The following is a 23,857-nucleotide window of genomic DNA, read 5'->3' on the forward strand; positions in this document are numbered from 1 at the left end:
ACAAGGCGTGCGCCGTGGAAGACCTGCACGCTGCCAGCATGGTCCCGTATCAGTGAACGTGGCGGCTCGCGACCTTAAGACACGGAGCCGCCATGATCACTTCCACAGCCGATTGCCGTTGGGCAGCAAGCGATAGCCATTGGGCAGAAAGTGCCGAGATATTCCTCGGCACTCTGCAGGCCCTCGATCCGGCAACCACTCTCGAAAGCCTTCCGCGCGAGAAGCCCAAATCCGTCTACCTCAGCCTGTTCAAAGACGCTGATCAGCAGGTGATCAGCGGCCAAAGTGATTGGCTGATTGCAGGCCATCAGAAGCCTGCCAGCGTGTTTCGTTTTCTGTCTCACTCGAAAGAACCCGATCGCCTGCATTTCATGATCACCGGCAGCGGAGCGGACCACGAGAAGAAGATGGGGGTCAGCCGCAACGGCTACCTTGGGCTATACCAGTACGCCAGCGTGTCCGCCCCCTTCAAGTTCGATCCCCTGTACTGGAGCGACGACAGCTTGATATGCCGTTGGCGTGATCATCAAGGGCATACGGTGCGGCTCGACCACGACCAGACCGTGGCCGATCCTTTCTTTTCTTACTTGCGAGTCTTGGAGGGCAAAGAAACCATCTTCCTCCTCACGCGGGTTTGCAACGGACGCCCTGTGCAGGCACCGAGTAATTCCGCCTGAAACCCATCAGGTACCCCGAGGCTTGGCCCGCGCCGTGGCTTCGGCCACCAGTGGGTCATCCGGCCAGTAGTGCTTGGGGTAGCGGCCCTTGAGGTCCTTCTTCACCTCGGCATAGGTCGTGCGCCAGAAGTTGGCCAGGTCCTGGGTCACCTGCACCGGCCGGCGTGCCGGTGACAGCAGGTGCAGCTTGACCTGCTGACGCCCCTGGGCAATGCGTGGGGTGTCTGCCAGGCCGAACAGCTCCTGCAAACGCACGGCGAGAATGGGCGGGTATTCACTGTAGTCCAGGCGGATGTTCGAGCCAGACGGCACGGCCAGATGCGCCGGCGCCCACTCATCCAGACGCTGCGGCAACGGCCATGGCAGCAGGTTGCGCAGGATCGACGACAGGTCCAGCGCGGCAAAATGGCTCAAGCGCGAGACCTTGCCCAGGTAGGGTTGCAGCCAATCTTCCAGGCTGGCCAGCAGCGCTTCGTCGCCCAGATCAGGCCACTCGCTCTGCCCGTTCTTCTCCAGGTCCAGCTGGCGCAGCAAGGCCACCCGCGCCTGCCACTGGCGCAACTCTGGCGTCCAGGTCAGCAGGTTCAGGCCTTTGCGCCGTACCAGGCCGAGCAGCGCCTTGGCGCGGGCTTCATCGTCCAGGCCAGGCAACGGTTCGCGGCTGAGCACCAGCTCGCCGACCTTGGTCTGGCGTTCGGCACGCAGCACCTGTTCGCGTTCGTCCCAGTCGAGCAGGTCGACACGCTCGACCTGCTCGGCCAGCACACCGTCGAGCAGCGCCGGGTCGAACTCGGCGGCCAGGTAGATGCGTTCCTCACGCTGGCCCTGACGGCTGCCCAGGTCGGCAATCACCAGCCACGGGCACTTCATCAAGGCATCGACCTCGGCGAACAATGCCGCGCGGCCATTGGCCAGGCGGTACTCGGCGCCGCCTTCGCGTCGCTGCTGGGCGACCCGGTCGGGGTAGGCCAGCGCCAGCAACGCGCCCAACCAGCGTGGATGGTCGGGGTCGGCGACGCCCGCACCCACCTTGCCGCGCAGCAGCCCACGGTACTGGCGGGCCAGCTGCCGCGCACGCTGCACACCGCCCTGACCGCCTCGGGATGCTTTGCTTTCACCACTGACCAGCGCCAGCCGGCTGTGCAGGTCGGCGCCGCCGCCACGCTGGATATCACGCTCGCCCAGCAAGGCCGCAACATCACAGGCCATGGTGGCCAGCCCCAGGTCCTGGCCGCGCAGCAGCAAGTGAGCGATGCGCGGATGGGCCGGCAATTCGGCCATCGCCTGGCCGTGCTCGCTCAAGTTGTCGCGGCTGCCGGCCTTGAACGCGTTGAGCCGTGCCAGCAGGTCCTGGGCCTGGGAGAACGCCGCCGCTGGCGGCTGGTCCAGCCAGCGCAACTGATCGGGGGTGACGCCCCAGCGGGCCAGTTGCAAGGCCAGCCCCGCAAGGTCGGCCTGGAGTATTTCTGCGCTGCCATGGGCGGCCAGCTGGTCATGCTGGGCCTCGGACCACAGCCGGAAGCACACCCCCGGTTCCAGGCGCCCGGCACGGCCGGCGCGTTGGGTGGCACTGGCGCGGGAGATGCGCTGGGTATCGAGCCGCGTCATGCCGCTGCCGGGGTCGAAGCGCGGCACTCGCGCCAGGCCTGCGTCCACCACCACGCGCACGCCGTCGATGGTCAGGCTGGTTTCCGCGATGTTGGTGGCCAACACCACCTTGCGCATACCGCTGGGCGCGGGGTCGATGGCCGCGCGCTGCGCGTTCAGGTCGAGTTCGCCATGCAGCGGGCACAGCAGGATACCCGGGCGGTCAGCCAATGCTTCCTGAAGGTGCTGATGCACCCGGCGAATCTCCGCCTGGCCAGGCAGAAACACCAGTACGCTGCCTGGCTGCTCCGCCAGGGCCTGCAGGACACACTCGACGACCCGTGGCTCGACGAATTCACCAGGCTGGTAGGGCCGCCCCCAGCGGATATCCACCGGGTGCATGCGCCCTTCACTGCTGACCACCGGCGCGTCGTCGAGTAGCCGCGACAGGCGCTCGCCTTCCAGGGTCGCCGACATCAGCAAGATCTTCAGCGGCTCGTCACGCAGCAACTCGCGGCCATTGAGGCTCAGCGCCAGCGCCAGGTCGGCGTCCAGGCTGCGTTCGTGAAACTCATCGAAAATCAGCAACCCCACGCCCTCCAGCCCTGGGTCGGCCTGCAGCCGGCGGGTGAGGATACCCTCGGTGACCACTTCGATACGGGTCTGGGGCCCGACCTTGCTGTCCAGACGGATGCGGTAGCCGACGGTTTCCCCGACCTTTTCCCCCAGCTCGCTGGCCAGCCTTTCGGCGGCCGCGCGAGCCGCCAGGCGGCGCGGTTCGAGCATCACGATGGTCTGCCCGGCCAGCCATGGCGCGTCCAGCAACGCCAGCGGCACGCGGGTGGTCTTGCCGGCGCCGGGCGGCGCTTCGAGCACGGCTTCGTCGCGGTTTTCCAATGCCTGGCGCAAGGCGGGCAACACGGTATCGATCGGTAATGAAATCATGGTGGTCCTCGAACAGTCGGGCGAGTATAACGGCGAACCCAGCCTGCTCTATCATGGTCTTAGCTTCAGGTGCTGGCGCTTCGCTTGCCCCTGCTGAATACCTTTTCGGAGATTTACATGCGTATCCCATCCCGTGTCATCGGCGGCGCCCTCATCGTCACCTTGCTGACCCAGCTGACGGCCTGCGGCACGCTGTTCTACCCAGACCGTCGCGGGCAGATCGACGGCAAGATCGACCCCGTGGTCGCCGCCATGGACGCCATCGGCATCCTGTTCTACGTGATCCCCGGGCTGATCGCCTTCGGCATCGACTTCGCCACCGGCGCCATCTACTACCCCGGCGGCCGCACCGCCCAGGTCGCCCCGGAAAAACTGCGCGATGCGGTAAGCCCCGATGGCAAGGTCGACAACCTCAAGCTGCAGGCCATCCTCGAAAGCGAGCTGGGCCAGCGCCTGCCGCTGAACGACCCGCGCCTGATCCAGCAGCGTGGCAGCGTCGAGCAACTGGCGGCCTACCAGCGGGTACCGGCTGCCTGAACCACACAAGGACATCGCCCACAGCATGATCACCCCGGCTGAACACCAGCGCCTGCTGCGCCTGGCCACCCGCGCCTCACTGGCGGTGGCCAGCATCCTGGTGCTGAGCAAGGCACTGGCCTGGTGGCTGAGCGGCTCGGTCAGCTTGCTGGCCGGGCTGACCGATTCGGCACTGGACGCCGTGGCCTCGTTTCTCAACCTGCTCGCCGTGCATTACGCCTTGCGCCCAGCCGATGACGACCACCGGTTCGGCCACGGCAAGGCCGAGGCCCTGGCCGGCATGGCGCAGGCGCTGTTTATCGGGGTCAGCGCGGTGTTGATCGGGGTGCAGGCGGTCGAACGCCTGCAAACGCCACAACCGTTGGGCGACACCACGGTCGGCATCGCGGTGATGCTGCTTTCGCTGGTGCTGACCATTGCCCTGCTGGCGTTGCAGCACAAGGTCATTCGCCTGACCGGCTCTACGGCGGTGCGCGCCGACTCACTGCACTACCGCTCCGACCTGCTGCTCAATGGCAGCATCTTGCTTGCCCTGTTGCTGACGCAGTTTGGCTGGTCGCAACTGGACGCCCTGTTCGGCCTGGCCATTGCTTTCTACATTCTCTGGAGCGCCCTGCAGATCGCGCGGGAAAGCACCGCCATCCTGATGGACAAGGCGCTGCCCGGCGAGGTTGGCGAGCAGATGGCCGCCCTGGTGCTGGCCATCCCCGGGGTGAAAGGGGTGCATGACCTGCGCACGCGGGTATCGGGCAACCAGTGGTTCGTGCAGTTGCACCTGGAGTTGCCTGGGGAGCTGGCGCTGCATGAGGCGCACGGCTTGTGCGTGGCGGCATCGAAGGTGATCCGCCAGCGTTATCCACAGGCGGATGTGATGGTGCACGCGGACCCGGTGTAGGCGCGTCAGCCTCAGTTGATGCTGTAACCACGCCCACTGAAACAGGCCCCCAGCGCACGCCGGTAGGTGTCTGTGACATTGCCCGGTGGCGCATAAACCGCCGTGGCCGGATCAAACCCAGACTGGCTCACCGCCCAACGATGGCATTGGTAGCGGTCCTGCTCCTGCTGCTCCTGCCCCTGGCCATTCATCGGATAGGCCACCACGTCGTAACCGTTGCCAGCCGGCACAGGCGCCGGCGCCACCCCCGGCGGGTTGACCACCACGTACTCGCGGCTGTCCGCCAGGTACTGGTAATAGGTATCGGCAACCAGGAAGAACAACGCCCCGCCCAACCATACCTCGCGGGCATACGACGGCAAGTATTCCACCCTTACCCCATAGGGCGGCGCCACGACGATGTAACTGCCGCCATGCGGCCGGTACCAGTAGCCGCCCGAGTAGAAGTAGTCCTGCCCGCGGTAGGGCACCTTCCAGTAGCGGTCAGGGAAGCGGTCGATGCTTTGCCCTGGCCGATACTGCGGCCCCGGCCCCCAGCCATTGCCATGCCCGTCCGGGCGCCCCTGCCAGTCACCGCCCGGCCGCTGCCCAGGCCCACCGGCCTGCCAGTGACGGTTATCGCCATTGCGCCGAGGGATGTCCTGGTAATAGCCCTCGCGCGGCGGCTGCGTCTGGCGCACTTCGTCGCGCGAGTTGAGCGGGGAGCGGCCCGCAGGGGCGCCATTGGGGTCGCCGCCATGCCCACCGTGCGCCTCATCCGGGCCTTGGGCCAAGGCGCCCAGACTGATGCTCAACGCAACCAAACCAACACCTGCCAACTGCCAGATGCGCGACTTCATGGTGTTCCTCTCGGTAAAAAATGACTGCAGCCGCTGCCAGTCTACCGCGCCGGCCACAGCGGCAAGTTAAAATCGCGGACATGAAAAAAGGGAGGCCGTGGGGCCTCCCTTTGGGAATTGTCGTCCGTGCTCGGCACTTGTGGCGCCGGCTCACCTCACATCGTCTTCTGGACGGTGTGTAGCCCGGGGGCCTGGCGGATCCTGTTGGATGGCTGGCCGCGACCGCCCGCCTAGGGCGCGTCGCCGTGGACTGTTGTCCGGGCAGTGATTCTGTTGATAAAGATACCGAACCGGAGGTGACAGAGGATTGCGAAGATTGCTCAGATAAATAGCACTTGCGCAATTTTTCATCGCGGATTGATAATTCACCGCAATCGGAACAGAAAAGGCATATTCCATGAGCAAACTTGACCGCTACGACCTGAGCATCCTTGCCGAATTGCAGCGCGATGCGCGCATTTCCAACCAGGAGCTGGCCGAACGCATCGGCTTGTCACCTTCGCCGTGCTCGCGTCGGGTCAAGCAGCTGGAGGACGACGGCTACATTTCGCGTCAGGTTGCCCTGCTCGACCGCAAGAAGCTCGGCCTGAGCCTGACCGCCTATGTGCTGATCGGCATGGACCGCCACACCCCGGAGCGCTTCGAAACCTTCGAGGCCGCCATCCGCAACTTGCCGCAGGTGCTCGAATGCAGCCTGGTCACCGGTATGGACGCCGACTACCAGCTCAAAGTGGTGGTGCCAGACATGGACCATTACCAGAAATTGCTACTAGGCAGCCTGACCCGCATCGAAGGCGTCACCAGCGTGCGTTCGAGCTTCGTGCTCAACCAGGTGCTGGCCAGTACCGAACTGCCCTTGACGCACCTGCGTTGAATACCCGGGCGCCCGGCGTATGATCGAGCGCTCAGACTGCCTGGAGAACACAGATGGATCCCGCCGTATTCGAAGAATGGATGATGATTATCCTGGTCACCGTGCTGATCGGTTTCATGGGTTTCATCGTCTGGGACCTGGCGAAAAAGTCCAAGGCCGGGCGGTTTGGCACGATGATCCTGTTCTTCGTGCTGGGGCTGGGGGTGCTGGCCTTCATCATCAAGAGCGTGGTGGTGGCATTCCTGGAAGGCGTGTAGGCGCGCGGCGCTTTACCTTGCGTAGCGAATGGGCCGCAAAGCGGCCCCCTGCACCTACCTCGACAGCTTCGCTGCAACTTCCCGCCAGCACCCCTGCTCCAGCCCATCCAGCGCCCAGTCACCAATGCGCACCCGCACCAGGCGCAATGTCGGTAACCCTACCGCCGCCGTCATCCGCCGCACCTGGCGGTTACGCCCCTCGCGAATCACCAGCTCCAGCCAACTGGTCGGCACGCTCTTGCGAAAGCGCACCGGCGGGTTGCGTGGCCACAGCTCGGGCTCATCCAGGCGCCGTGCTTCAGCCGGCAATGTCGGCCCATCATTGAGTGCCACGCCTTCGCGCAGGCGTTGCAGTTGCTCGTCGCTCGCCTCGCCTTCCACCTGCACCCAATAGGTCTTGGCCAGTTTGTGCTTGGGGTCGGCGATGCGCGCCTGCAGGCCACCATCGTTGGTCAGCAGCAACAAGCCTTCGCTGTCACGGTCCAGCCGCCCGGCCGGGTACACTCCGGGGATGTCGATGAAGTCCTTGAGGGTCGCACGCCCTTCGCCATCGCTGAACTGGGTCAGCACGTCGAACGGCTTGTTGAACAGGATCAGGCGTGGCTCGGCCGGCGGCGCCTTGGGCTGGCGACGCTGGTCAGCAGGCCGCGCCTGGGGGCGGCGCGGCTTGGAACGGGGTGGCAGGGGCATGGATCCTCAGCGGAACGGCGGCTCATCGAAGCTACGCAGTTTACGCGAGTGCAGCGAATTGAGCTCGGTACGCAGCAGATCCAGTGCGGCGATGCCGATCTTCAAGTGCTGGCTGACCGCGCGGTTGTAAAACGCGTTGGCCGACCCCGGCAGCTTGATCTCACTGTGCAGAGGTTTGTCGGACACACACAGCAAGGTGCCGTACGGCACACGCAGCCGGTAGCCTTGGGCGGCAATGGTGCCACTCTCCATGTCCACGGCCACCGCACGTGACAGGTTGATCAATGGCCGCTCCTGGGCCCAGCGCAGCTCCCAGTTACGGTCGTCGTAGGTCAGCACGGTGCCGGTGCGCAGGCGTTTCTTCAGCTCTTCGCCACGCTCACCGGTCACCTGTGCAGCCGCTTCCTGCAAGGCCAGTTGCACCTCGGCCAAGGCCGGGATGGGAATGTTCGGCGGCACCACGCGGTCGAGGATACCGTCGCGCCGCATGTAGGCGTGCGCCAGCACATAGTCACCGATGGTCTGCGACTGGCGCAGGCCGCCGCAGTGGCCGATCATCAGCCAGCAGTGCGGGCGCAGCACGGCCAGGTGGTCGGTGATGTTCTTGGCATTGGAAGGGCCGACGCCGATGTTGACCAGGGTGACCCCGTCGCCGTCGCCCGCAATCAGGTGATAGGCCGGCATCTGGTAACGGTGCCAGACCACGCTGGCCACCAGGGCCTGGGTCTCGCCATGGTCCATGCCCTTTTCGATCACCACATTGCCCGGCAACACCATGCGCACGAAGCGCGGGTCTTCACGCAACTGCTCCAGGCCATGGCTGATGAACTGGTCGACATAACGGTGGTAGTTGGTCAGCAAGATCCACGGCTGCACGTGGCGCCAGTCGCTGCCGGTGTAATGCACCAGCCGGCGCAGCGAGAAGTCCACGCGCGCGGCATCGAACAAGGCCAACGGCAGGGTTTCGGTGCTGTCCCAGTCGTACAGGCCATCGGCGATATTGTCGGTGGCTGCCGACAGGTCGGTGCTGGGGAACACCCGCGCCAGCTGCGCCGCGGTGATACCGCTGCCGGCCAGTTCGTCGCCCTGGTCGACCACGTAGGGGTACGGGATGTTCTGCTCGCTGACGCCGACTTCAACCGTCACGGTGTAGTCGTGCATGAGGGGGCGCAACTGCTCCAGCAAATAGCCGCGGAAGGCGGCCGGCTGGGTGACGGTAACGCTATAGGTACCGGCTACCTGCACCTTGGCGTAAGCACGCGTGGTGGCCGCGACTTCACCTTGGCTGTAGTAGGTCAGGCGCAGCGCCGGGTAACGGAACAGCCCGCGTTCCTCGGCGTCTGGTTCGGTTCGGTCCTTGAGGTATTGCTTGAGGGCCTGGCTGAGGGCACCGGTGGCCTGAGCATGCAGGGCCGCCAGACGGTCGACGGCCTGTTCTGGGGTATCAACGACTACAAAAGCGTGGCTCACACTGTGCTTCCTGTCTGGACATGCATGTGGACCATCTTGCCTGCCTTCGAGGGTAAATACACCCCCATTGATCAGTGTTGCCAGGCTGGCGTAGCCCTGGCCACCAGCGCGTGCACATCCACACCCCGCGGCAACGCCCCATAGGCCCGGCCGCCACCGGCCAGGCGGCTACCGATGAAGGCATCGCTGACCACCGCATTGCCCGCTTCCAGCAGCAGTTTGGCCTGCAGTGCCAGGGCAATGTCCTCGGTCAACTGACGGGCGCGATACTGGATGTCGGCGGTGTCGGCGAACGCCCCCTTGAGGTTGCCGATGTGGGCGGCCAACCGAGGGTCGCCATGGCCGTCCCCCAGTTCTGCGAACAGCGCATCGAGCACCCCGGGTTCCTTGGACAAGGCCCGCAGCACATCCAGGCACTGCACATTGCCCGAGCCTTCCCAGGTCGAGTTGACCGGCGCCTCACGGTACAACCGTGGCAGGATGCTGTCTTCGACATACCCGGCGCCGCCCAGGCATTCGGCGGCTTCATTGATCATGGCCGGCGCACGCTTGCAGATCCAGTACTTGCCCACCGCCGTGACCAGCCGGGCAAAATGCGCCTGCTGCGGGTCATCGAGCTGTTCCAGCGCCTGCCCCATGCGCAGGCTCAGGGCCAGCGCCGCCTCGCTTTCCAGCGCCAGGTCGGCTAGCACGTTCTGCATCAGCGGCTGCTCGTTCAGCACCCGGCCGCCGACCTTGCGATACGCGCAATGATGGGCCGCCTGGGTCAAGGCCTGGCGCATCAAGGCACTGGAGCCGACCATGCAGTCGAAACGGGTCATGGCGACCATTTCGATGATGGTCGGTACCCCGCGCCCTTCTTCGCCGACCATCCACGCCAGGGCGCCACGAAACTCCACTTCGCTGGAGGCATTGGAGCTGTTGCCCAGCTTGTTTTTCAACCGCTGGATATAGAACTGGTTGCGGTTGTCATCCGGGCGATGGCGTGGCAACAGGAAGCAACTCAGGCCTTTTTCGGTCTGGGCCAGGGTCAGGAAGGCGTCGCACATGGGCGCCGAGCAAAACCACTTGTGGCCGACCAGTTCATAGGCCTGGCCCGGCCCAGGCGCACCCACAGGATAAGCGCGCGTGGTGTTGGCCCGCACATCGGTGCCGCCCTGTTTCTCGGTCATGGCCATGCCAAGGGTGACCCCCGCCTTGTGCCGGTCCCCGACATTGCGCGGGTCGTATTCACGCGCCAGGACTTTGGGCAGCCAGTACTCGGCCAGCTCAGGCTGCAGCCTGAGCGCCGGCACCGCGGCAAACGTCATCGTCAGCGGGCAGCCGGTACCGGCTTCGGCCTGGGTGTGCAGGTAGGTCATCGAAGCCCGCGCCACATGGGCACCGGGGCGCGGCTCGGCCCAGGGCAATGATGGCAGGCCATGTTCGACCGCGGTGCGCATCAGTTCGTGATAGGCCGGGTGAAACTCGACCAGGTCGATACGATGGCCATAGCGGTCGTGGCTGCTGAACTCCGGCTTGTGCGCGTTGGCCAGGAAGCCCGCGCGCATCAGCGGGCCGCCGGCCAAGGCACCGTAGGCATCGACCCGCGACTCGGCCCAGCCGGCGCCAAAGCGCCGCGACCATTCCTGCAATGGCAGGTCGAGGCGGTACAGGTTGGCGCCATCAAGCGACGGCGGCTGGTTGGTGACTTCGTGGGTTTCAGCGTACTGGTGCAGGTTCATCGGGAGCTCCTGGAGCCGGGCATGCTTGAAAGGACCAGTGAAGCACTCCCTAAGGGTCAGTCAAAGTGACAAAAATGACTAATCGGGATGGCAATTGGCTACGGCGGTGATTACTGGACGACATCCAAATCTGCATTTCGCGTAAGAAGTTTCCCAAACCATTCTTCCAGTGAAAAGGGCTGTTTCCAGAGTGCTAGGTTCGGGCTTCCACCCTTTCAGGAAGAAACGAACCATGAGCCAGCGTCTCAATATCCTTGGCAAAGGCCAGGGGCTCGACGGTGACCAGACCACCACAGGTGCCCTCTGTATCGCCGGCCAGGCACGTGGGCGTGTACACGGGAGAGGCTGGCTGCTGGTGGGCGACAAAACAACACCCTGCCCACTCTGCGGTAACGAGGGGACCATCGTTGAAGGCGAAAGCCGATGGAAGCAGGACGGGATACCGACCGCCGTGGATGGCGCACTGGTCCAGTGCGGCTGCCCTCTAGGCAGCAATCGTCTGGTTGCGCGTGCACACAATGGGCCGGCCCCGCGCAGAGCGCCCGCACCTACGACCGTCCATGATGCACAGCCCCAGCCCCCAACGAGTAACCCGATAAGCAGTCGCTTGTCATTGGCGACGGCCAGAGGCGCCCGGTCTGCAACCGTGAAGAGCTGCATGCGATGAGTGCGGCGAAACAGGCACGGGAAGCGTTGGCAGACGCTGACGCCGGAGGAAGCCGAATTCATGATGCGTCATCAGGCCGAAATTGCCGGGCTGCTCAGCGATGTGAGCCTGGCGATGGGGGTTAGCGAGGCGATGGTTGGCAAGTCGCTGGATGAGCTCAGCGACATATTGCGAAAAATAGAAGACCTGCATAAAAATCAATTCATCAAACATGGGCATCTTAGGCACCCTAAGTTTTTTGCGGAGCGTCAAAAGCTGTTCACGCAATTGAGTACGAACTTAAAAGCCACCGTTCTGAACAAACGCCTCAATCTCGGAAACTATGAAAGTCTGCGCCGGGACTTGGGGATCTCGTCGAGAAGCTTGGTGCACCACTGGAGTAAAGCGGGAGGACCGACACACATACCTGGTTACTCGACACATTTGGACAAGCTTGCCAAGATGGCTAAATATTTAAAGGCCGGAGGACATATTGGCATTGCTATTGGCGGTGGCGGATCTGCTTTGAAAATTTCTGAGGCATGCAAAGAGGGCAATACAAATGCCTGTGAAAAAGTCAGCGTTACTGAGGCAGGTAATTTCTCCGGTGGCTTAACGGGTGGCTGGTTGGGAGGAAAATTTGCGGGCAGAATCTCTGCGAAGGTTTGCTGGAGATTCGGACCCTACGCCGTAGCATGCGGAATAGTGATCACGGGTGGAGGCGCTTTGGCCGGCAGCATCGGTGGTATGGAAGCGGGTGAGGAGTTCGGCGAATTAGTCTTCGAGGTCTTTGGGGATGATTGATCACCTTGACGTAAAACTAAGGCTTTTTTTGTTAGGTACTCCTATCTGCCTCGCCTTGATCGGGATTGTATCTGACCTTCACATCGCTTGCTCTCGCCAGTATAATGAAATGACCTCAGCACTCCAACGGAGCGCGTGCCTTCCATTTGCGACCGGCATGTGGGGAGAGAAAAAAATAGGTTCCAGAATTCTAGTTATTTCTGTAATCGCTGGCGCCATTGGATCCCCCGCCTCAAGCATTCGTAGAGGGCTACTGGATGAGCAAGACCACTTACAATTCCCCAGACATTTGAGAAGAAAAATACTCATTGCATCTTCATTAAACACCCTTGGCGTTGCCTGGGTAGCGGGATATTACCTCATAAAGCTGATAAAATAAGAGACCAAACGTAAAAAGCACAACACCAAATCACAAGCCCATGTGCCCAAAGACGCCGACCATATAGCTAAGCTACTTACTGGTCGATCCCCACCAGATTAGCTGATCGTAAAGCTACTTTGCGGATAAACCCACACCCACACGGAGCGCGCATCTTCCAGACTAAGCACAACTCCTGTGGGAGCGGGTTCACCCGCGCAAGGGGCGGTACAACCGATACAAAAATCAGCGCATCAAGCCCAACTCGGCATCATCCAGCAACGCCTTGGCCATGGCTGTGAAGTAGCGCGAAGCCCAGAGCATCTGCCGATCACCATCCATCAAGCCGGTCATCGACAAGTCCCCCGATCGCTGAACTGTCAGCCCCAAACGCGTCGTCCCCGCTATCGATATACCTAGAACGAGCGACGCGTCTGCAGCGAGTGCGCAGGCAACTGCACCTGCGATATCGCGACTTTCATCGTCAGCTCGAACCGGCTCCCCAACCCCCGTGTCGAGTCATGCGACAACGTCGCCCCCAACAACTCCCCCATCTGCCGGCAAATCGACAAGCCAATCCCCAGCCCGCCATAACGCCGGGTCATGGAACCATCGAGCTGATAAAAACGCTGATAAAGGGCCGCCTGGTCAAGATCATCAAAGCCGATACCACTGTCGCTGACCGTGAAGGTGAGCGCCAGGTTGTCCGGCCCCAGGTGTCGACCGCGCACTTGCAGCATGACCCCGCCCTGATGGGTGAACTTCAGGCCGTTGTCGAGCAGGCAACCCAGGCAGCGGCTGAGTTTTTGCGCATCACCCAACAGCGCATCCGGCAGCTCGGCGGGGATGTCCAGGCTCAGGTACAACCCTTTGCCCAGCGCCTGGCCGGCATGCGCGGCACGCAGGCCCTGCAGCAGGTTGCGCAAACTGAACGGCGCAGGCTGCGCACGCAGGCGACCACCTTGCAATTCGGAAAGGGTGAGGATGTCGTCGACCATGTCCATCATGCCCTGCGCCGAACCTGCCGCCGTGCGATGGTACTGGGCCATCTCGGCGTCCATCGGCAGCGTGTGCATCAGCTCCAGCGAACCGATCACACCATTCATCGGTGTGCGCAGCTCATGGGTCACGCTGGCCAGGAACTCGTCCTTCATGCGGTTGCTCCGGGCCAGTTCAAGGTTCAGTTGCTCCAGCGTTCGCCCGGTTTCACGCAAGGTTTGCGCCTGCTGCTCGCGCAGGCTGTTGATACGGTCGGCCAGCGCCAGCGACAGCAGTGCCACTTCCAGGGCCGAACCCAACTGGCTGGCATACATGGTGATGAACAGGTTCGGCAGGTAACCCAGCACCATCAAGGTGTTGACCAGCCCGCCCAGCAAAAACGCCGACCAGGCGATGATGAACCAGCGCGCCACCCGCAAGCCGCGCGACCAGGCATACACACCGGCAGTAAAGATGCTGACCGTAAACAGCAGCGCCAGCACCGTGGCCATGCGCAGGGCGATGCCATACGGCATGCTCACGGCCAGCACCATCACCACCGCGCCACCGAGCATCAACAGTTGCAGCAACCGGTCGAAGCCTCGGCTGATCGTGCCCAGTTGTAGAAAATGCCGCGCGAACTGGCAGCCAAACAAGCCGGCGGCGCCAATGAACAGCGGTGTCGAAGCATTCGCCCACCAGGGGCTGTCCGGCCAGAAGTAGGCGACCCCCGCACCGTTCACCGAAACCTGGTAAAGGCCGAACGACGCAATATAGAGGATGTAATAGAGGTAGCTGACATCCCGCACGCTGAGGTAGATGAACAGGTTGTACACCAGCATCACCAGCAGCACGCCGTAGATCATGCCCAACACGTACAGGCGAGTCGGCTGGTCCTCCATATAGGCTTCGGCGGACCATAACGCCAGCGGTGCCTGCACCGACCCCTGGCTGTGCAGGCGCAGGTAGACGGTAAGCGCCTGGCCAGGGCGCAGCGGCAACTCGAACAGGTAGTTGTTCTGCCGGATCTGCCGGCTGGCGTAGGGCAAGGCGTCGCCCGTGCGCTGGGCCAGGCGGTAAGCGCCGGCACTGTCGGGCAGGTACAGCTCAAGGTGGTCCAGGGGTGGGTAGGCCAGTTCCAGCAGCCATTCACGGGGCGAGGCAGTGGCCGATGCCAGGTAGTGCAAGTCGATCTTCAGCCAGAACACCGATGTGGAGTAACCGGCGTTCAACACCGGCTCGTGGTGCGCGCGAAACCGCTTGGCGAACGCAGGCGCACTGACCTCGGCGATGCTGGCGCTGCCATCATGGTCCTCGAAGACCTGCATGGCCTGGCCCAACGGAAGGTGGCGGGTGGCATCGTCGAATTCGACCGCCCCGGCCAGCACAGGCAACAAGCCCAGAAGCACAATCAGCAAATAGCGCATACAGCCCCAGCATGGCCTGTCCGGTCGCGTCGCGGTTGCCTCCCATCCGTTTGAGACGACGTAATCCGGCAGAACCCGTTTGTCGAGTTATCCGAGCACTCTAGCATAGCTTTCCCACCTGGCAATCGACCACCTGAAATCACGATAAAACAGCTCTAAATCAATACTTTCAGAAGATTCACACAAATAAATCTGACCACTCGATCAACAAAACCCGTTTGTAGGACGATCCCCACAAATAGGTTTGGTGGTAAGCTCGCCGCCCATGAATACCTACAGCTCCCGCCCCGTTGTCCTCTGTCTCTCCGGCCACGACCCCAGTGGCGGCGCCGGCTTGCAGGCAGATATCGAAGCCCTGATCGCCCAAGGCTGTCACGCCGCACCTACGGTGACCGCCCTGACCGTCCAGGATACCGTCAACGTTTCCGACTTCCGCGTACTCGACCGCGAGTGGGTGCTGGCCCAGGCCAACGCCGTGCTGGCCGACTCCACGGTGGCCGCCGTCAAGCTGGGCATGCTCGGTTCGATCGACATGGTCGACACCGTCGCCGAACTGCTGGCTGCCCACCCGCACCTGCCGTTGGTCTGCGACCCGGTGCTGCGTGCCGGCGGCGGTGGCCGCCTGGGCAAGGACGAGGTCGGCTATGCCGTGCGCGAGCGCCTGCTGCCGCTGGCGACCATCGCCACGCCCAACCTGCCGGAAGCGCGCATTCTGGCCGAACTGCCGGAAGGCACGGCTGACGAGTGTGCCGAGAAACTGTTGCCGTTCTGTAGACACCTGCTGATTACCGGCGGTCACGGCGACGAAGACGAAATCCACAACCGCCTGTACAGCCGCGACGGCCAGCCCCATACCTGGACCTGCCAGCGCCTGCCTGGCAGCTATCATGGCTCGGGCTGCACCCTGGCCAGTGCCCTGGCTGGCCGACTGGCCCTCGGCGAACAGCTGCAAAGCGCTGTACGCAGCGCCCTGGACTACACCTGGCGGACCCTGCGTGACGCCGAGCAACTGGGCCGCGGCCAGTTCGTACCACGCCGTCTGCCCCTGGACTTCTGCTCCTGATACGAGGCTTTCAGATGAAGCTACGCGGTCTGTATGCAATCACCGACAGCCAGCTGCTCGCCGGCCGTTTCCTGTCTCATGTCGAAGCGGCGCTGGAGGGCGGCGTGTGCCTGCTGCAGTACCGCGACAAGAGTGACGATGCGGCCCGCCGCTTGCGTGAAGCCGAAGCATTGATGCGCCTGTGCGAGCGCTACGATACCCAACTGATCATCAACGATGATGCCGAACTGGCCGCCCGCCTGGGCGTGGGTGTACACCTGGGCCAGACCGACGGCCCACTCACCCCGGCCCGCGCCCTGCTCGGTCGCAACGCCATCATCGGCTCGACCTGCCACGCCCAGCTCGACCTGGCCCGGCAGGCCGCCAGCGAAGGCGCCAGCTACGTGGCCTTCGGGCGGTTTTTCAACTCCGTGACCAAGCCGGGCGCGCCGGCCGCCAGCCTCGACCTGCTGGAGCAGGCCCGCGCCCAGGTCAAGCTGCCGATCGCCGTGATCGGCGGCGTCACCCTCGACAACGCTGCCCCGTTGGTCGCCCATGGCGCCGACCTGCTGGCAGTGATCCACGGCTTGTTTGGTACCGATAGCGCGCCGGAAGTCACCCGCCGCGCCCGTGCCTTCAATGCCCTGTTCGCTTCCTGATTTCGAGAGAAGATCCCATGTCCCGTTCCGAATCCCTGTTCGCCCAAGCCCAGAAGCACATCCCGGGCGGCGTCAACTCGCCGGTCCGCGCGTTCAAGAGCGTTGGCGGCACGCCCCTGTTCTTCAAGCATGCCGAAGGCGCTTATGTCGTTGACGAAGATGACAAGCGCTACGTCGACTACGTCGGCTCCTGGGGCCCGATGATCCTCGGCCACGGCCACCCTGAAGTACTCGACGCGGTGCGTAACCAGCTGCAGCACGGCCTGTCCTATGGCGCACCGACGGCCATGGAGACCGAGATGGCCGACCTGGTCTGCTCGCTCGTGCCATCGATGGAGATGGTGCGCATGGTCAGCTCCGGCACCGAAGCCACCATGAGCGCCATCCGCCTGGCCCGTGGCTACACCGGCCGCGACGCCATCATCAAGTTCGAAGGCTGCTACCACGGCCACTCCGACAGCCTGCTGGTCAAGGCAGGCTCGGGCCTGCTGACCCAAGGCGTGCCAAGCTCGGCGGGCGTACCGGCGGACTTCGCCAAACACACCCTGACCCTGCCGTTCAACGACATTGCCGCGGTCGAGAAGACCCTGGCCGACGTCGGCCAGAGCGTGGCCTGCATCATCGTCGAGCCGGTCGCCGGCAACATGAACTGCGTACCGCCCGCGCCAGGCTTCCTCGAAGGCCTGCGTGAGCAGTGCGACAAGCACGGTGTGGTGTTGATCTTCGACGAGGTGATGACCGGCTTCCGCGTCTCGCTGGGCGGCGCCCAAGGCCACTATGGCATCACCCCTGACCTGTCGACCTTCGGCAAGATCGTCGGCGGCGGCATGCCCGTCGGCTGCTTCGGCGGCAAGCGCGAGATCATGGGCTGCATCGCCCCGCTCGGCCCGGTCTACCAGGCCGGCACCCTGTCGGGCAACCCGCTGGCCATGGCCGCCGGCCTGACCACGCTGAAGCTGATCAGCCGCCCTGGGTTCCACGCCGAGCTGACCGACTTCACCAGCCGCATGCTCGACGGCCTGCAGCAACGCGCCGATGCCGCTGGCGTGCCGTTCGTCACCACGCAGGCGGGTGCCATGTTCGGCCTGTACTTCAGTGGCGCCGACGACATCGTCACCTTCGACGACGTGATGGCCAGCGATGCAGACCGCTTCAAGCGCTTCTTCCACCTGATGCTCGAAGGTGGCGTGTACCTGGCGCCGAGTGCGTTCGAGGCCGGCTTCACCTCCATCGCCCACGGTGACAAAGAGCTGCAGATCACCCTGGATGCGGCTGAGCGAGCGTTCGCGAAACTCAAGTAAGTGGCATTGCCTGCACCCACCAGGCGGCGGGTGCAGGCGCAAAAAAGCCCGAGACAATCAGCCAACTCCCCCACCCATGCAGAAATTCGAGTAAAACTTTGTAAGGTTGGCGTTGCTTATCCCATAATGTGCCACCAGAGACATTGGCCGCAGCTTTGCAGAGGTAAGTCGATCCCCATGAACCGCACCGGCCGCGCCCTGACCCTGGGCTGCCTGTTGCTTCTTCAGCCCCTGCTGGCCCTGGCGGAGGGCGGTAACTCGTTGCTGATTCCAGCGACGGGCCGCTGCACCCTGAATGTTCAGCCAGAAGACCTCGCCAATGCCCTAAAGGCTTGCGAGCAGACGGCGACGACGGGGGATGCCCAGGCGCAGTTCGAACTGGGCGAGTACTACTACACCCAGACGCCAAAAGACCTGAACAAGGCGCTGAACTGGTTCCAGAAGGCCTCGCTGCAAGGCCACGCCCAGGCGCAATATCGCCTTGGCGCCATGTTCTACCGGGGCGAAGGGGTCAAGGCCAACAACGTGCAGGCCTACATTCTGCTGAAAATGGCGGCAGTCAACGGTGCCGAGGATGCGCTGGATATGGCCGACGAAGTCACCGAACAGATGCCCCGCGACGAACTGGAGCATGCCACCCAGGTGCTCGGCCAGATCTTCCGCAAGTACCTGCTCGAACTGCAGAACGCCGAAGGCCGCACGCCGTTCTCGCCACTGCCCTGAACCGCCCTACTTCTCCGGCATCGGCATGGGGAACGGCATCACGTTGCCGCCGCCCTTGGCTTCGCTGATCTTCGCCGTGCCCAGGCGCTCGACCTCATCGATGCGCACGATCGAATGCATCGGCACAAAGCTGCGGATCACACCTTCGAACTGGCTCTTGAGTTTTTCCTCGCTGGGGTCGACCACCACCTGGGTGCGCTCGCCGAAGACGAACTCTTCGATTTCCAGAAAGCCCCACAGGTCGCTCTGGAAGATCTGCTTGGCATACATCTCGAAGACCTGCCCCTGGTTGAGGAAGATCACTTTATAGATGGCGGGTTCGCGTTTGCTCATGTTTGGCGGGATAACCCATGTGTAAGAAAAGGCGCGCATCATAGCAGTGCCGGCCGCTTCGCAGGCAAGCCCACGATGGGCCGGCACAGGCCGCAAGACCCTTGATCGTTTCAGTGCTTTCGCCACTGCCATTCAAGGGTTATTCTTGAGCTCACATCCATTGCCGTCGGGCGGCTAAAAACGACCTTGAACGCACCCATAGAACCCCATCGTTTCATCCTCGAACCTTTCGAGGCCCACCGTTTCGCCAACTTGTGCGGCCAGTTCGACGAGCACCTGCGCCTGATCGAACAACGCTTGGCCATCGAGATCCGCAACCGCGGCAATCAGTTCGAACTGATCGGCGAGCCCAAGACCACTTCCGCTGCTGAACAGCTGCTGCGCCGCCTCTATCGCGAGGCCAAGGCCACTGACCTGTCGCCGGAAACCGTCCATCTGTACCTGCAGGAGTCGACCGTCGAGAACATCGACAACCCGGCGGTCAACGAGGTCAGCGTCTCGTTGCGCACGCGCAAGGGCAATATTCGCCCGCGCGGCGTCAACCAGCAGCGCTACGTCAAGGAAATCCTGGCCAACGACATCAACTTCGGCGTTGGCCCGGCCGGTACTGGCAAGACTTACCTGGCCGTGGCCTGCGCCGTGGATGCCTTGGAGCGCGAACAGGTGCGCCGCATCCTGCTGGTGCGCCCGGCGGTCGAGGCGGGCGAGAAGCTCGGCTTCCTGCCCGGCGACCTGGCACAGAAGATCGACCCGTACCTGCGCCCGCTGTATGACGCGCTCTACGAAATGCTGGGCTTCGAGCACGTGGCCAAGCTGATCGAGCGCCAAGTGATCGAGATCGCCCCGCTGGCCTACATGCGTGGCCGCACCCTGAACAACAGCTTCATCATCCTCGACGAGAGCCAGAACACCACGCTTGAGCAGATGAAGATGTTCCTTACCCGCATCGGCTTCGGCTCGACTGCGGTGATCACCGGTGACATCACCCAGGTCGACCTGCCGCGTGGCACCAAGTCGGGCCTGGCGCATGTGATCGACGTGCTCAGGGATGTTCCGGGTATCAGCTTTACCCATTTCCAACCCAAAGATGTGGTTCGTCACCCACTGGTGCAACGCATCGTCGAGGCCTACGACCGCTTCGAAGGCCGTCAGGCCCAGCTAGAGGCACCCGGCAAAGATGCTTGAACTCGACCTGCAACGGGCCACGGACGCCGCCGCCCCTGATGATGCCGCCTTCCGTCGCTGGTGCGAGCTGGCCCTTCGCCAGCGCACAGCCGACTCGGAAATGACCATTCGCCTGGTCGATGAAACCGAAGGCCGCGAGCTGAACCACACCTACCGGCACAAGGACTACGCGACCAACGTGTTGTCGTTTCCCGCCGACGTGCCCGATGACCTGCTCGATATCCCATTGCTGGGCGACCTGGTGATCTGCGTGGCGGTGGTCGAGCGCGAAGCCGCCGAACAGGGCAAGGCCCTGGAGGCGCATTGGGCGCACTTGGTAATACACGGCTGCCTGCATCTGCTCGGTTACGACCACATCGACGATGAAGAAGCCGAGGAAATGGAAGCCCTGGAACGAGAATTGCTGGCAGAACTGGGCCACCCGGACCCCTATGCCGACGACGAAACCGATTCAATCACACACTGACACTGCAAGGATCACGAGTAACCGCCATGAGCGAAGATCGATCGAGCAACGGGCAAAAGTCCTGGTTGGGTAAACTGACCCAGGCTTTTGCCCATGAGCCGAAAAACCGCCAGGAGCTCCTTGAGCTGCTGCGCGAAGCCCATCAGAACAAGCTGCTCGACAGCGAAGCGCTGACCATCGTCGAAGGCGCCATCCAGGTCGCTGACCTGCAAGTGCGCGACATCATGGTGCCGCGCTCGCAAATGATCAGCATCAAGGCCAGCCAGTCGCCTCGCGAGTTCCTGCCGGCGGTGATCGACGCCGCGCACTCGCGCTACCCGGTGATCGGCGAAAGCCACGACGATGTGCTGGGCATCCTGCTCGCCAAGGACCTGCTGCCGCTGATCCTCAAGGAGAACGGCGACAGTTTCAACATCAAGGACCTGCTGCGCCCGGCTACCTTCGTGCCCGAGTCCAAGCGCCTGAACGTGCTGCTGCGCGAGTTCCGTGCCAACCATAACCACATGGCCGTGGTCATCGACGAATACGGCGGTGTGGCGGGCCTGGTGACCATCGAAGACGTACTGGAACAGATCGTCGGCGACATCGAAGACGAGCATGACGTCGAGGAAGACAGCTACATCAAGCCGCTGCCCAGCGGCGACTTCCTGGTCAAGGCACTGACGCCGATCGAGAACTTCAACGAGTTCTTCGACAGCAGCTTCTCCGATGACGAATTCGACACCGTTGGCGGCCTGGTGATGAGCGCATTCGGGCACCTGCCCAAGCGCAACGAAACCACCGAGATCGGCGCCTACAAGTTCCGCATTCTCAATGCCGACAGCCGGCGGGTACACTTGCTGCGCCTGACACCGATCACCCGCTAAGGACAATCATGCGTTGGATCACCCGCCCCGGCTGGCCCGGTAACCTGCTGGCCATGGCGGCCGGCGCTTCCACCCTCCTGGCCCTGGCGCCATTCGACATCTGGCCGCTGGCCCTTTTGTCCATCGCCCTGCTCTACCTTGGCCTACGCGAGCTCAGCCCGCGCCAGGCCATGGGCCGTGGCTGGTGCTTCGGTTTCGGCCTGTACGGCGCCGGCACCTGGTGGATCTACGTCAGCATGACCACCTACGGCGGCGCCTCGCCGCTGCTGGCGATCCTGCTGCTGTTGGCGTTCTTCGCCGCCCTGGCCTGGTTCTTCGCCCTGCCCGCGTGGCTGTGGGCGCGCTGGCTGCGGCGCAATGAGGCGCCACTGGCTGATGCCTTGTGCTTCGCGGCCCTGTGGCTGCTGCAGGAGGCCTTCCGCGGCTGGTTCCTCACCGGCTTCCCTTGGCTTTATGCCGGCTACAGCCAGCTCGACGGCCCGCTGGCGGGCCTTGCGCCGCTGGGGGGTGTATGGCTGATCTCGTTCACCCTGGCGCTTAGCGCCGCGTTGCTGTGCAACTTGCCCCGCCTGCGTGCCCGGCCCTCGTTCCTGGCCGTCGCCGGCGTGCTGCTGCTGGCCCCCTGGCTACTGGGCATGGCACTCAAGGGCCACGCCTGGACCAAGCCTGCCGGCGAGCCGCTGAAGGTGGCCGCCATCCAAGGCAACGTCGCGCAGGACCTGAAGTGGGACCCGGCCCACATCGACGCCCAGCTGGCGCTGTACCGTGACATGAGCTTCACCTCAAAGCCGGTAGACCTGCTGATCTGGCCCGAAACTGCGGTACCGGTGCTCAAGGACCAGGCCCAGGGCTACATCGACGTGATGGGGCGCTTTGCCGCCGAGCGCCATTCGGCGCTGATCACCGGCGTGCCGGTGCGTGAGGTGGTGCACCACCAGCGCCGCTACTACAACGGCATTACCGTAACCGGCGAAGGTGACGGCACCTACCTCAAGCAGAAGCTGGTGCCCTTCGGCGAGTACGTGCCCTTGCAGGACATGCTGCGCGGCGTGATCGAGTTCTTCAACCTGCCCATGTCGGACTTCGCCCGGGGCCCGGAAGACCAGCCGTTGCTGCAGGCCAAGGGTTATCAGGTCGCACCGTACATCTGCTATGAAGTGGTCTACCCCGAGTTTGCCGCCAGCCTGGCAGCGCGCAGCGACCTGCTGCTGACGATCAGCAACGACACCTGGTTCGGCACCTCGATCGGCCCGCTGCAGCACCTGCAGATGGCACAGATGCGCGCACTGGAAGCCGGCCGCTGGATGATCCGCGCCACCAACAACGGTGTGACCGCGCTGATCGACCCGTTTGGGCGCATTACCACGCAGATCCCGCAGTTCCAGCCGGCGGTGCTGTATGGCGAGGTGGTGCCGATGCAGCAGCTGACGCCTTATCTGCAGTGGCGTTCGTGGCCGTTGGCGATTGTCTGTGTGCTGTTGCTCGGGTGGGCGTTGCTGGCAGGGCGGATTGCCAAGACTGTTTGACTGCGCCCTCCTTAATGACCGGCGCAGTCTTGTAGGAGCGGCCTTGCGTCGCGAAAGGGCTGCGTAGCGGCCCCAGGTTCTGTGGCGCAAAGAAGATCGCTGGGGCTGCTGCGCACCCCTTTCGCGACGCAAGGCCGCTCCTACAAAGACCGAGCACCTCCGAGATCAGTAGAACAACCGATACCCCACCAACCCCACCGCTTCATTAAGCAACTGCCCGCTCTGCCACATCGCCCGGCTTTCCGGCAGCAACCCGGCAAACGGGCGGGCATGCTCGCGCCCGAGGAAGCCCATCGGCGCCGGCACCACGTCGAACCCTGCCTGCTCGAAGCTCCAGCGCGAACGCTGCATATGCCAGGCCTGCGTCACCACGACCACCCGGCGAATACCCAGCGGCTGCAGCATGTCCGCCGTGAACCGGGCATTTTCCCAGGTGGTGCGGCTGGCCTGCTCTTGCCATTTCACCTCAACCGCAAAATCCTCACGCAAGCGATCGGCCATCAACCGCGCTTCACTGGGCGGCGTGCCATAGTGCAAGCCACCACTGGTCAGCACCGGCAAACCCGAGGCCTTGGCCAACCGTGCGGCAAAGCGCATGCGCTCAAGGGCCGTTGCAGTGGGCTGGTCATCGCCACCCCAGGCCGGGTCACCGCGCTCGCGCCCTGCGCCCAGCACGACAATGGCATCCGCCCTGCCCGCAAGGCCCGCCCATTCGCTGACCGCCAGCGGCGGCTCGGTCTCCAGCAGGCGCGCCGATTCCTGCACGGCAAGCGGCAGGCTCATCAGCCACAAACTGCCAAGGCCCACGGCGAAGCACAGCCCGGCCAGCCGTGGGCGCCGCTTGCGCAGCCACCACGCCGCCAACAGCAGCAGCAAGAGGACGCCAGGCGGCATCAGCCATTGTTTGATGAAGAATCGGATCGGCATCGGCCACACCTCCATGGAAGGCGTGCAGCCTAAGAGGATCGACGCCGGGCAACAAGTGTGCGGCCGGCGACGATCGTGAGAAGTGTATTGAAGAACCGGCGCGCGATGGCATGCGGCTGGC

At 63.5% G+C, this 23,857-nt stretch carries 24 protein-coding genes; 15 read left to right on the top strand and 9 right to left on the bottom strand.

Annotation, left to right across the window (positions count from 1 at the left end; all coding sequences use genetic code 11):
- Positions 1 to 92: 92 nt before the first annotated feature.
- The gene (locus HU766_RS00735) at positions 93 to 677 is read left to right on the top strand and encodes a hypothetical protein (RefSeq protein WP_186652644.1); all 585 of its coding nucleotides are present in this window, start codon (positions 93 to 95) and stop codon (positions 675 to 677) included.
- A gap of 6 nt (positions 678 to 683) precedes the next feature.
- Here HU766_RS00735 and hrpB read toward each other — a convergent pair whose 3' ends face one another.
- Positions 684 to 3,209: an ATP-dependent helicase HrpB gene (hrpB, locus tag HU766_RS00740; RefSeq protein ID WP_186652646.1), complete on the bottom strand. Its 2,526-nt coding sequence runs from the start codon at positions 3,207 to 3,209 to the stop codon at positions 684 to 686.
- A 117-nt stretch (positions 3,210 to 3,326) separates the two neighbouring features.
- Between hrpB and HU766_RS00745 the strand changes: the two genes are divergently transcribed.
- Together HU766_RS00745 and HU766_RS00750 are read left to right on the top strand one after the other, a co-directional pair.
- The gene (locus tag HU766_RS00745; protein WP_186652648.1) at positions 3,327 to 3,746 is read left to right on the top strand and encodes a polyribonucleotide nucleotidyltransferase; all 420 of its coding nucleotides are present in this window, start codon (positions 3,327 to 3,329) and stop codon (positions 3,744 to 3,746) included.
- 25 nt (positions 3,747 to 3,771) lie between these two features.
- Entirely contained in the window at positions 3,772 to 4,641 is an 870-nt protein-coding gene (locus tag HU766_RS00750; RefSeq protein ID WP_186652650.1) for a cation diffusion facilitator family transporter, read from the top strand.
- 11 nt (positions 4,642 to 4,652) lie between these two features.
- On the opposite strand, the gene HU766_RS00755 is transcribed toward HU766_RS00750, so the two are convergent.
- On the bottom strand, positions 4,653 to 5,480 hold the full coding sequence (locus tag HU766_RS00755; RefSeq protein WP_095063854.1) for a DUF6515 family protein: 828 nt from the start codon (positions 5,478 to 5,480) through the stop codon (positions 4,653 to 4,655).
- A gap of 397 nt (positions 5,481 to 5,877) precedes the next feature.
- Here HU766_RS00755 and HU766_RS00760 point away from each other — a divergent pair, with 397 nt between their 5' ends.
- Both HU766_RS00760 and HU766_RS00765 read left to right on the top strand, forming a co-directional pair.
- The gene (locus HU766_RS00760) at positions 5,878 to 6,354 is read left to right on the top strand and encodes an Lrp/AsnC family transcriptional regulator (RefSeq protein ID WP_003249795.1); all 477 of its coding nucleotides are present in this window, start codon (positions 5,878 to 5,880) and stop codon (positions 6,352 to 6,354) included.
- Positions 6,355 to 6,407: 53 nt separating this feature from the next.
- Positions 6,408 to 6,611, top strand: coding sequence for a DUF2788 domain-containing protein (locus HU766_RS00765; RefSeq protein ID WP_033701689.1), 204 nt, complete (start codon positions 6,408 to 6,410; stop codon positions 6,609 to 6,611).
- Positions 6,612 to 6,665: 54 nt separating this feature from the next.
- Here the strand turns inward: HU766_RS00765 and HU766_RS00770 are convergent, their stop codons facing one another.
- From HU766_RS00770 to HU766_RS00780, 3 genes are all read right to left on the bottom strand, one after another.
- Positions 6,666 to 7,301 (bottom strand): pseudouridine synthase, encoded by a 636-nt coding sequence (locus HU766_RS00770; protein WP_047582401.1) that lies wholly within the window; start codon positions 7,299 to 7,301, stop codon positions 6,666 to 6,668.
- Positions 7,302 to 7,307: 6 nt separating this feature from the next.
- A complete protein-coding gene (gene amn / locus HU766_RS00775) occupies positions 7,308 to 8,771 on the bottom strand; it encodes an AMP nucleosidase (protein WP_033701693.1) in 1,464 nt (487 codons plus the stop codon).
- Between the two features lie 71 nt (positions 8,772 to 8,842).
- Positions 8,843 to 10,495 carry an acyl-CoA dehydrogenase family protein gene (locus HU766_RS00780; RefSeq protein ID WP_186652652.1) on the bottom strand — a complete coding sequence of 551 codons (1,653 nt, stop codon included), beginning with the start codon at positions 10,493 to 10,495 and terminating at the stop codon, positions 8,843 to 8,845.
- A gap of 232 nt (positions 10,496 to 10,727) precedes the next feature.
- On the opposite strand from HU766_RS00780, the gene HU766_RS26530 reads away from it, so the two are divergent.
- Together HU766_RS26530 and HU766_RS26535 are read left to right on the top strand one after the other, a co-directional pair.
- On the top strand, positions 10,728 to 11,162 hold the full coding sequence (locus tag HU766_RS26530; protein WP_346656642.1) for a PAAR domain-containing protein: 435 nt from the start codon (positions 10,728 to 10,730) through the stop codon (positions 11,160 to 11,162).
- A gap of 60 nt (positions 11,163 to 11,222) precedes the next feature.
- On the top strand, positions 11,223 to 11,945 hold the full coding sequence (locus tag HU766_RS26535) for a hypothetical protein (protein WP_346656643.1): 723 nt from the start codon (positions 11,223 to 11,225) through the stop codon (positions 11,943 to 11,945).
- Positions 11,946 to 12,549: 604 nt separating this feature from the next.
- Here the strand turns inward: HU766_RS26535 and HU766_RS00790 are convergent.
- Both HU766_RS00790 and HU766_RS00795 read right to left on the bottom strand, forming a co-directional pair.
- Positions 12,550 to 12,657: a DUF3077 domain-containing protein gene (locus HU766_RS00790; protein WP_186652957.1), complete on the bottom strand. Its 108-nt coding sequence runs from the start codon at positions 12,655 to 12,657 to the stop codon at positions 12,550 to 12,552.
- A gap of 62 nt (positions 12,658 to 12,719) precedes the next feature.
- Complete coding sequence (locus HU766_RS00795; protein WP_033701696.1) at positions 12,720 to 14,708, bottom strand: hybrid sensor histidine kinase/response regulator; 1,989 nt, start codon at positions 14,706 to 14,708, stop codon at positions 12,720 to 12,722.
- A gap of 265 nt (positions 14,709 to 14,973) precedes the next feature.
- Here HU766_RS00795 and HU766_RS00800 point away from each other — a divergent pair, with 265 nt between their 5' ends.
- From HU766_RS00800 to HU766_RS00815, 4 genes are all read left to right on the top strand, one after another.
- Positions 14,974 to 15,771, top strand: a complete 798-nt coding sequence (locus tag HU766_RS00800) for a hydroxymethylpyrimidine/phosphomethylpyrimidine kinase (RefSeq protein WP_186652654.1) — start codon at positions 14,974 to 14,976, stop codon at positions 15,769 to 15,771.
- Between the two features lie 14 nt (positions 15,772 to 15,785).
- A complete protein-coding gene (gene thiE / locus HU766_RS00805; RefSeq protein WP_186652656.1) occupies positions 15,786 to 16,409 on the top strand; it encodes a thiamine phosphate synthase in 624 nt (207 codons plus the stop codon).
- Between the two features lie 17 nt (positions 16,410 to 16,426).
- Positions 16,427 to 17,710, top strand: coding sequence for a glutamate-1-semialdehyde 2,1-aminomutase (gene hemL, locus HU766_RS00810; RefSeq protein ID WP_186652658.1), 1,284 nt, complete (start codon positions 16,427 to 16,429; stop codon positions 17,708 to 17,710).
- Positions 17,711 to 17,887: 177 nt separating this feature from the next.
- Complete coding sequence (locus HU766_RS00815) at positions 17,888 to 18,433, top strand: tetratricopeptide repeat protein (protein WP_033701700.1); 546 nt, start codon at positions 17,888 to 17,890, stop codon at positions 18,431 to 18,433.
- 6 nt (positions 18,434 to 18,439) lie between these two features.
- Here HU766_RS00815 and HU766_RS00820 read toward each other — a convergent pair whose 3' ends face one another.
- Positions 18,440 to 18,766, bottom strand: coding sequence for a DUF1820 family protein (locus HU766_RS00820; RefSeq protein ID WP_033702578.1), 327 nt, complete (start codon positions 18,764 to 18,766; stop codon positions 18,440 to 18,442).
- Between the two features lie 186 nt (positions 18,767 to 18,952).
- Between HU766_RS00820 and HU766_RS00825 the strand changes: the two genes are divergently transcribed.
- From HU766_RS00825 to lnt, 4 genes are read left to right on the top strand one after another with little or no spacing between them, the layout of a single operon-like run.
- Positions 18,953 to 19,951, top strand: a complete 999-nt coding sequence (locus tag HU766_RS00825; RefSeq protein ID WP_033701701.1) for a PhoH family protein — start codon at positions 18,953 to 18,955, stop codon at positions 19,949 to 19,951.
- Entirely contained in the window at positions 19,944 to 20,417 is a 474-nt protein-coding gene (gene ybeY / locus HU766_RS00830) for an rRNA maturation RNase YbeY (RefSeq protein WP_047582393.1), read from the top strand. Before HU766_RS00825 ends, ybeY begins: the two co-directional genes overlap by 8 nt.
- Positions 20,418 to 20,443: 26 nt before the next feature.
- Positions 20,444 to 21,283 carry an HlyC/CorC family transporter gene (locus tag HU766_RS00835; protein ID WP_033701704.1) on the top strand — a complete coding sequence of 280 codons (840 nt, stop codon included), beginning with the start codon at positions 20,444 to 20,446 and terminating at the stop codon, positions 21,281 to 21,283.
- An 8-nt stretch (positions 21,284 to 21,291) separates the two neighbouring features.
- The gene (gene lnt, locus HU766_RS00840) at positions 21,292 to 22,809 is read left to right on the top strand and encodes an apolipoprotein N-acyltransferase (protein WP_186652660.1); all 1,518 of its coding nucleotides are present in this window, start codon (positions 21,292 to 21,294) and stop codon (positions 22,807 to 22,809) included.
- Positions 22,810 to 22,974: 165 nt separating this feature from the next.
- Here lnt and HU766_RS00845 read toward each other — a convergent pair whose 3' ends face one another.
- A complete protein-coding gene (locus HU766_RS00845) occupies positions 22,975 to 23,736 on the bottom strand; it encodes a YdcF family protein (RefSeq protein ID WP_186652662.1) in 762 nt (253 codons plus the stop codon).
- Positions 23,737 to 23,857 lie beyond the last annotated feature (121 nt).

It is taken from the genome of Pseudomonas sp. SWRI77 (assembly GCF_014269105.1).
GTDB classification, from domain to species: Bacteria; Pseudomonadota; Gammaproteobacteria; order Pseudomonadales; family Pseudomonadaceae; genus Aquipseudomonas; species Aquipseudomonas capeferrum.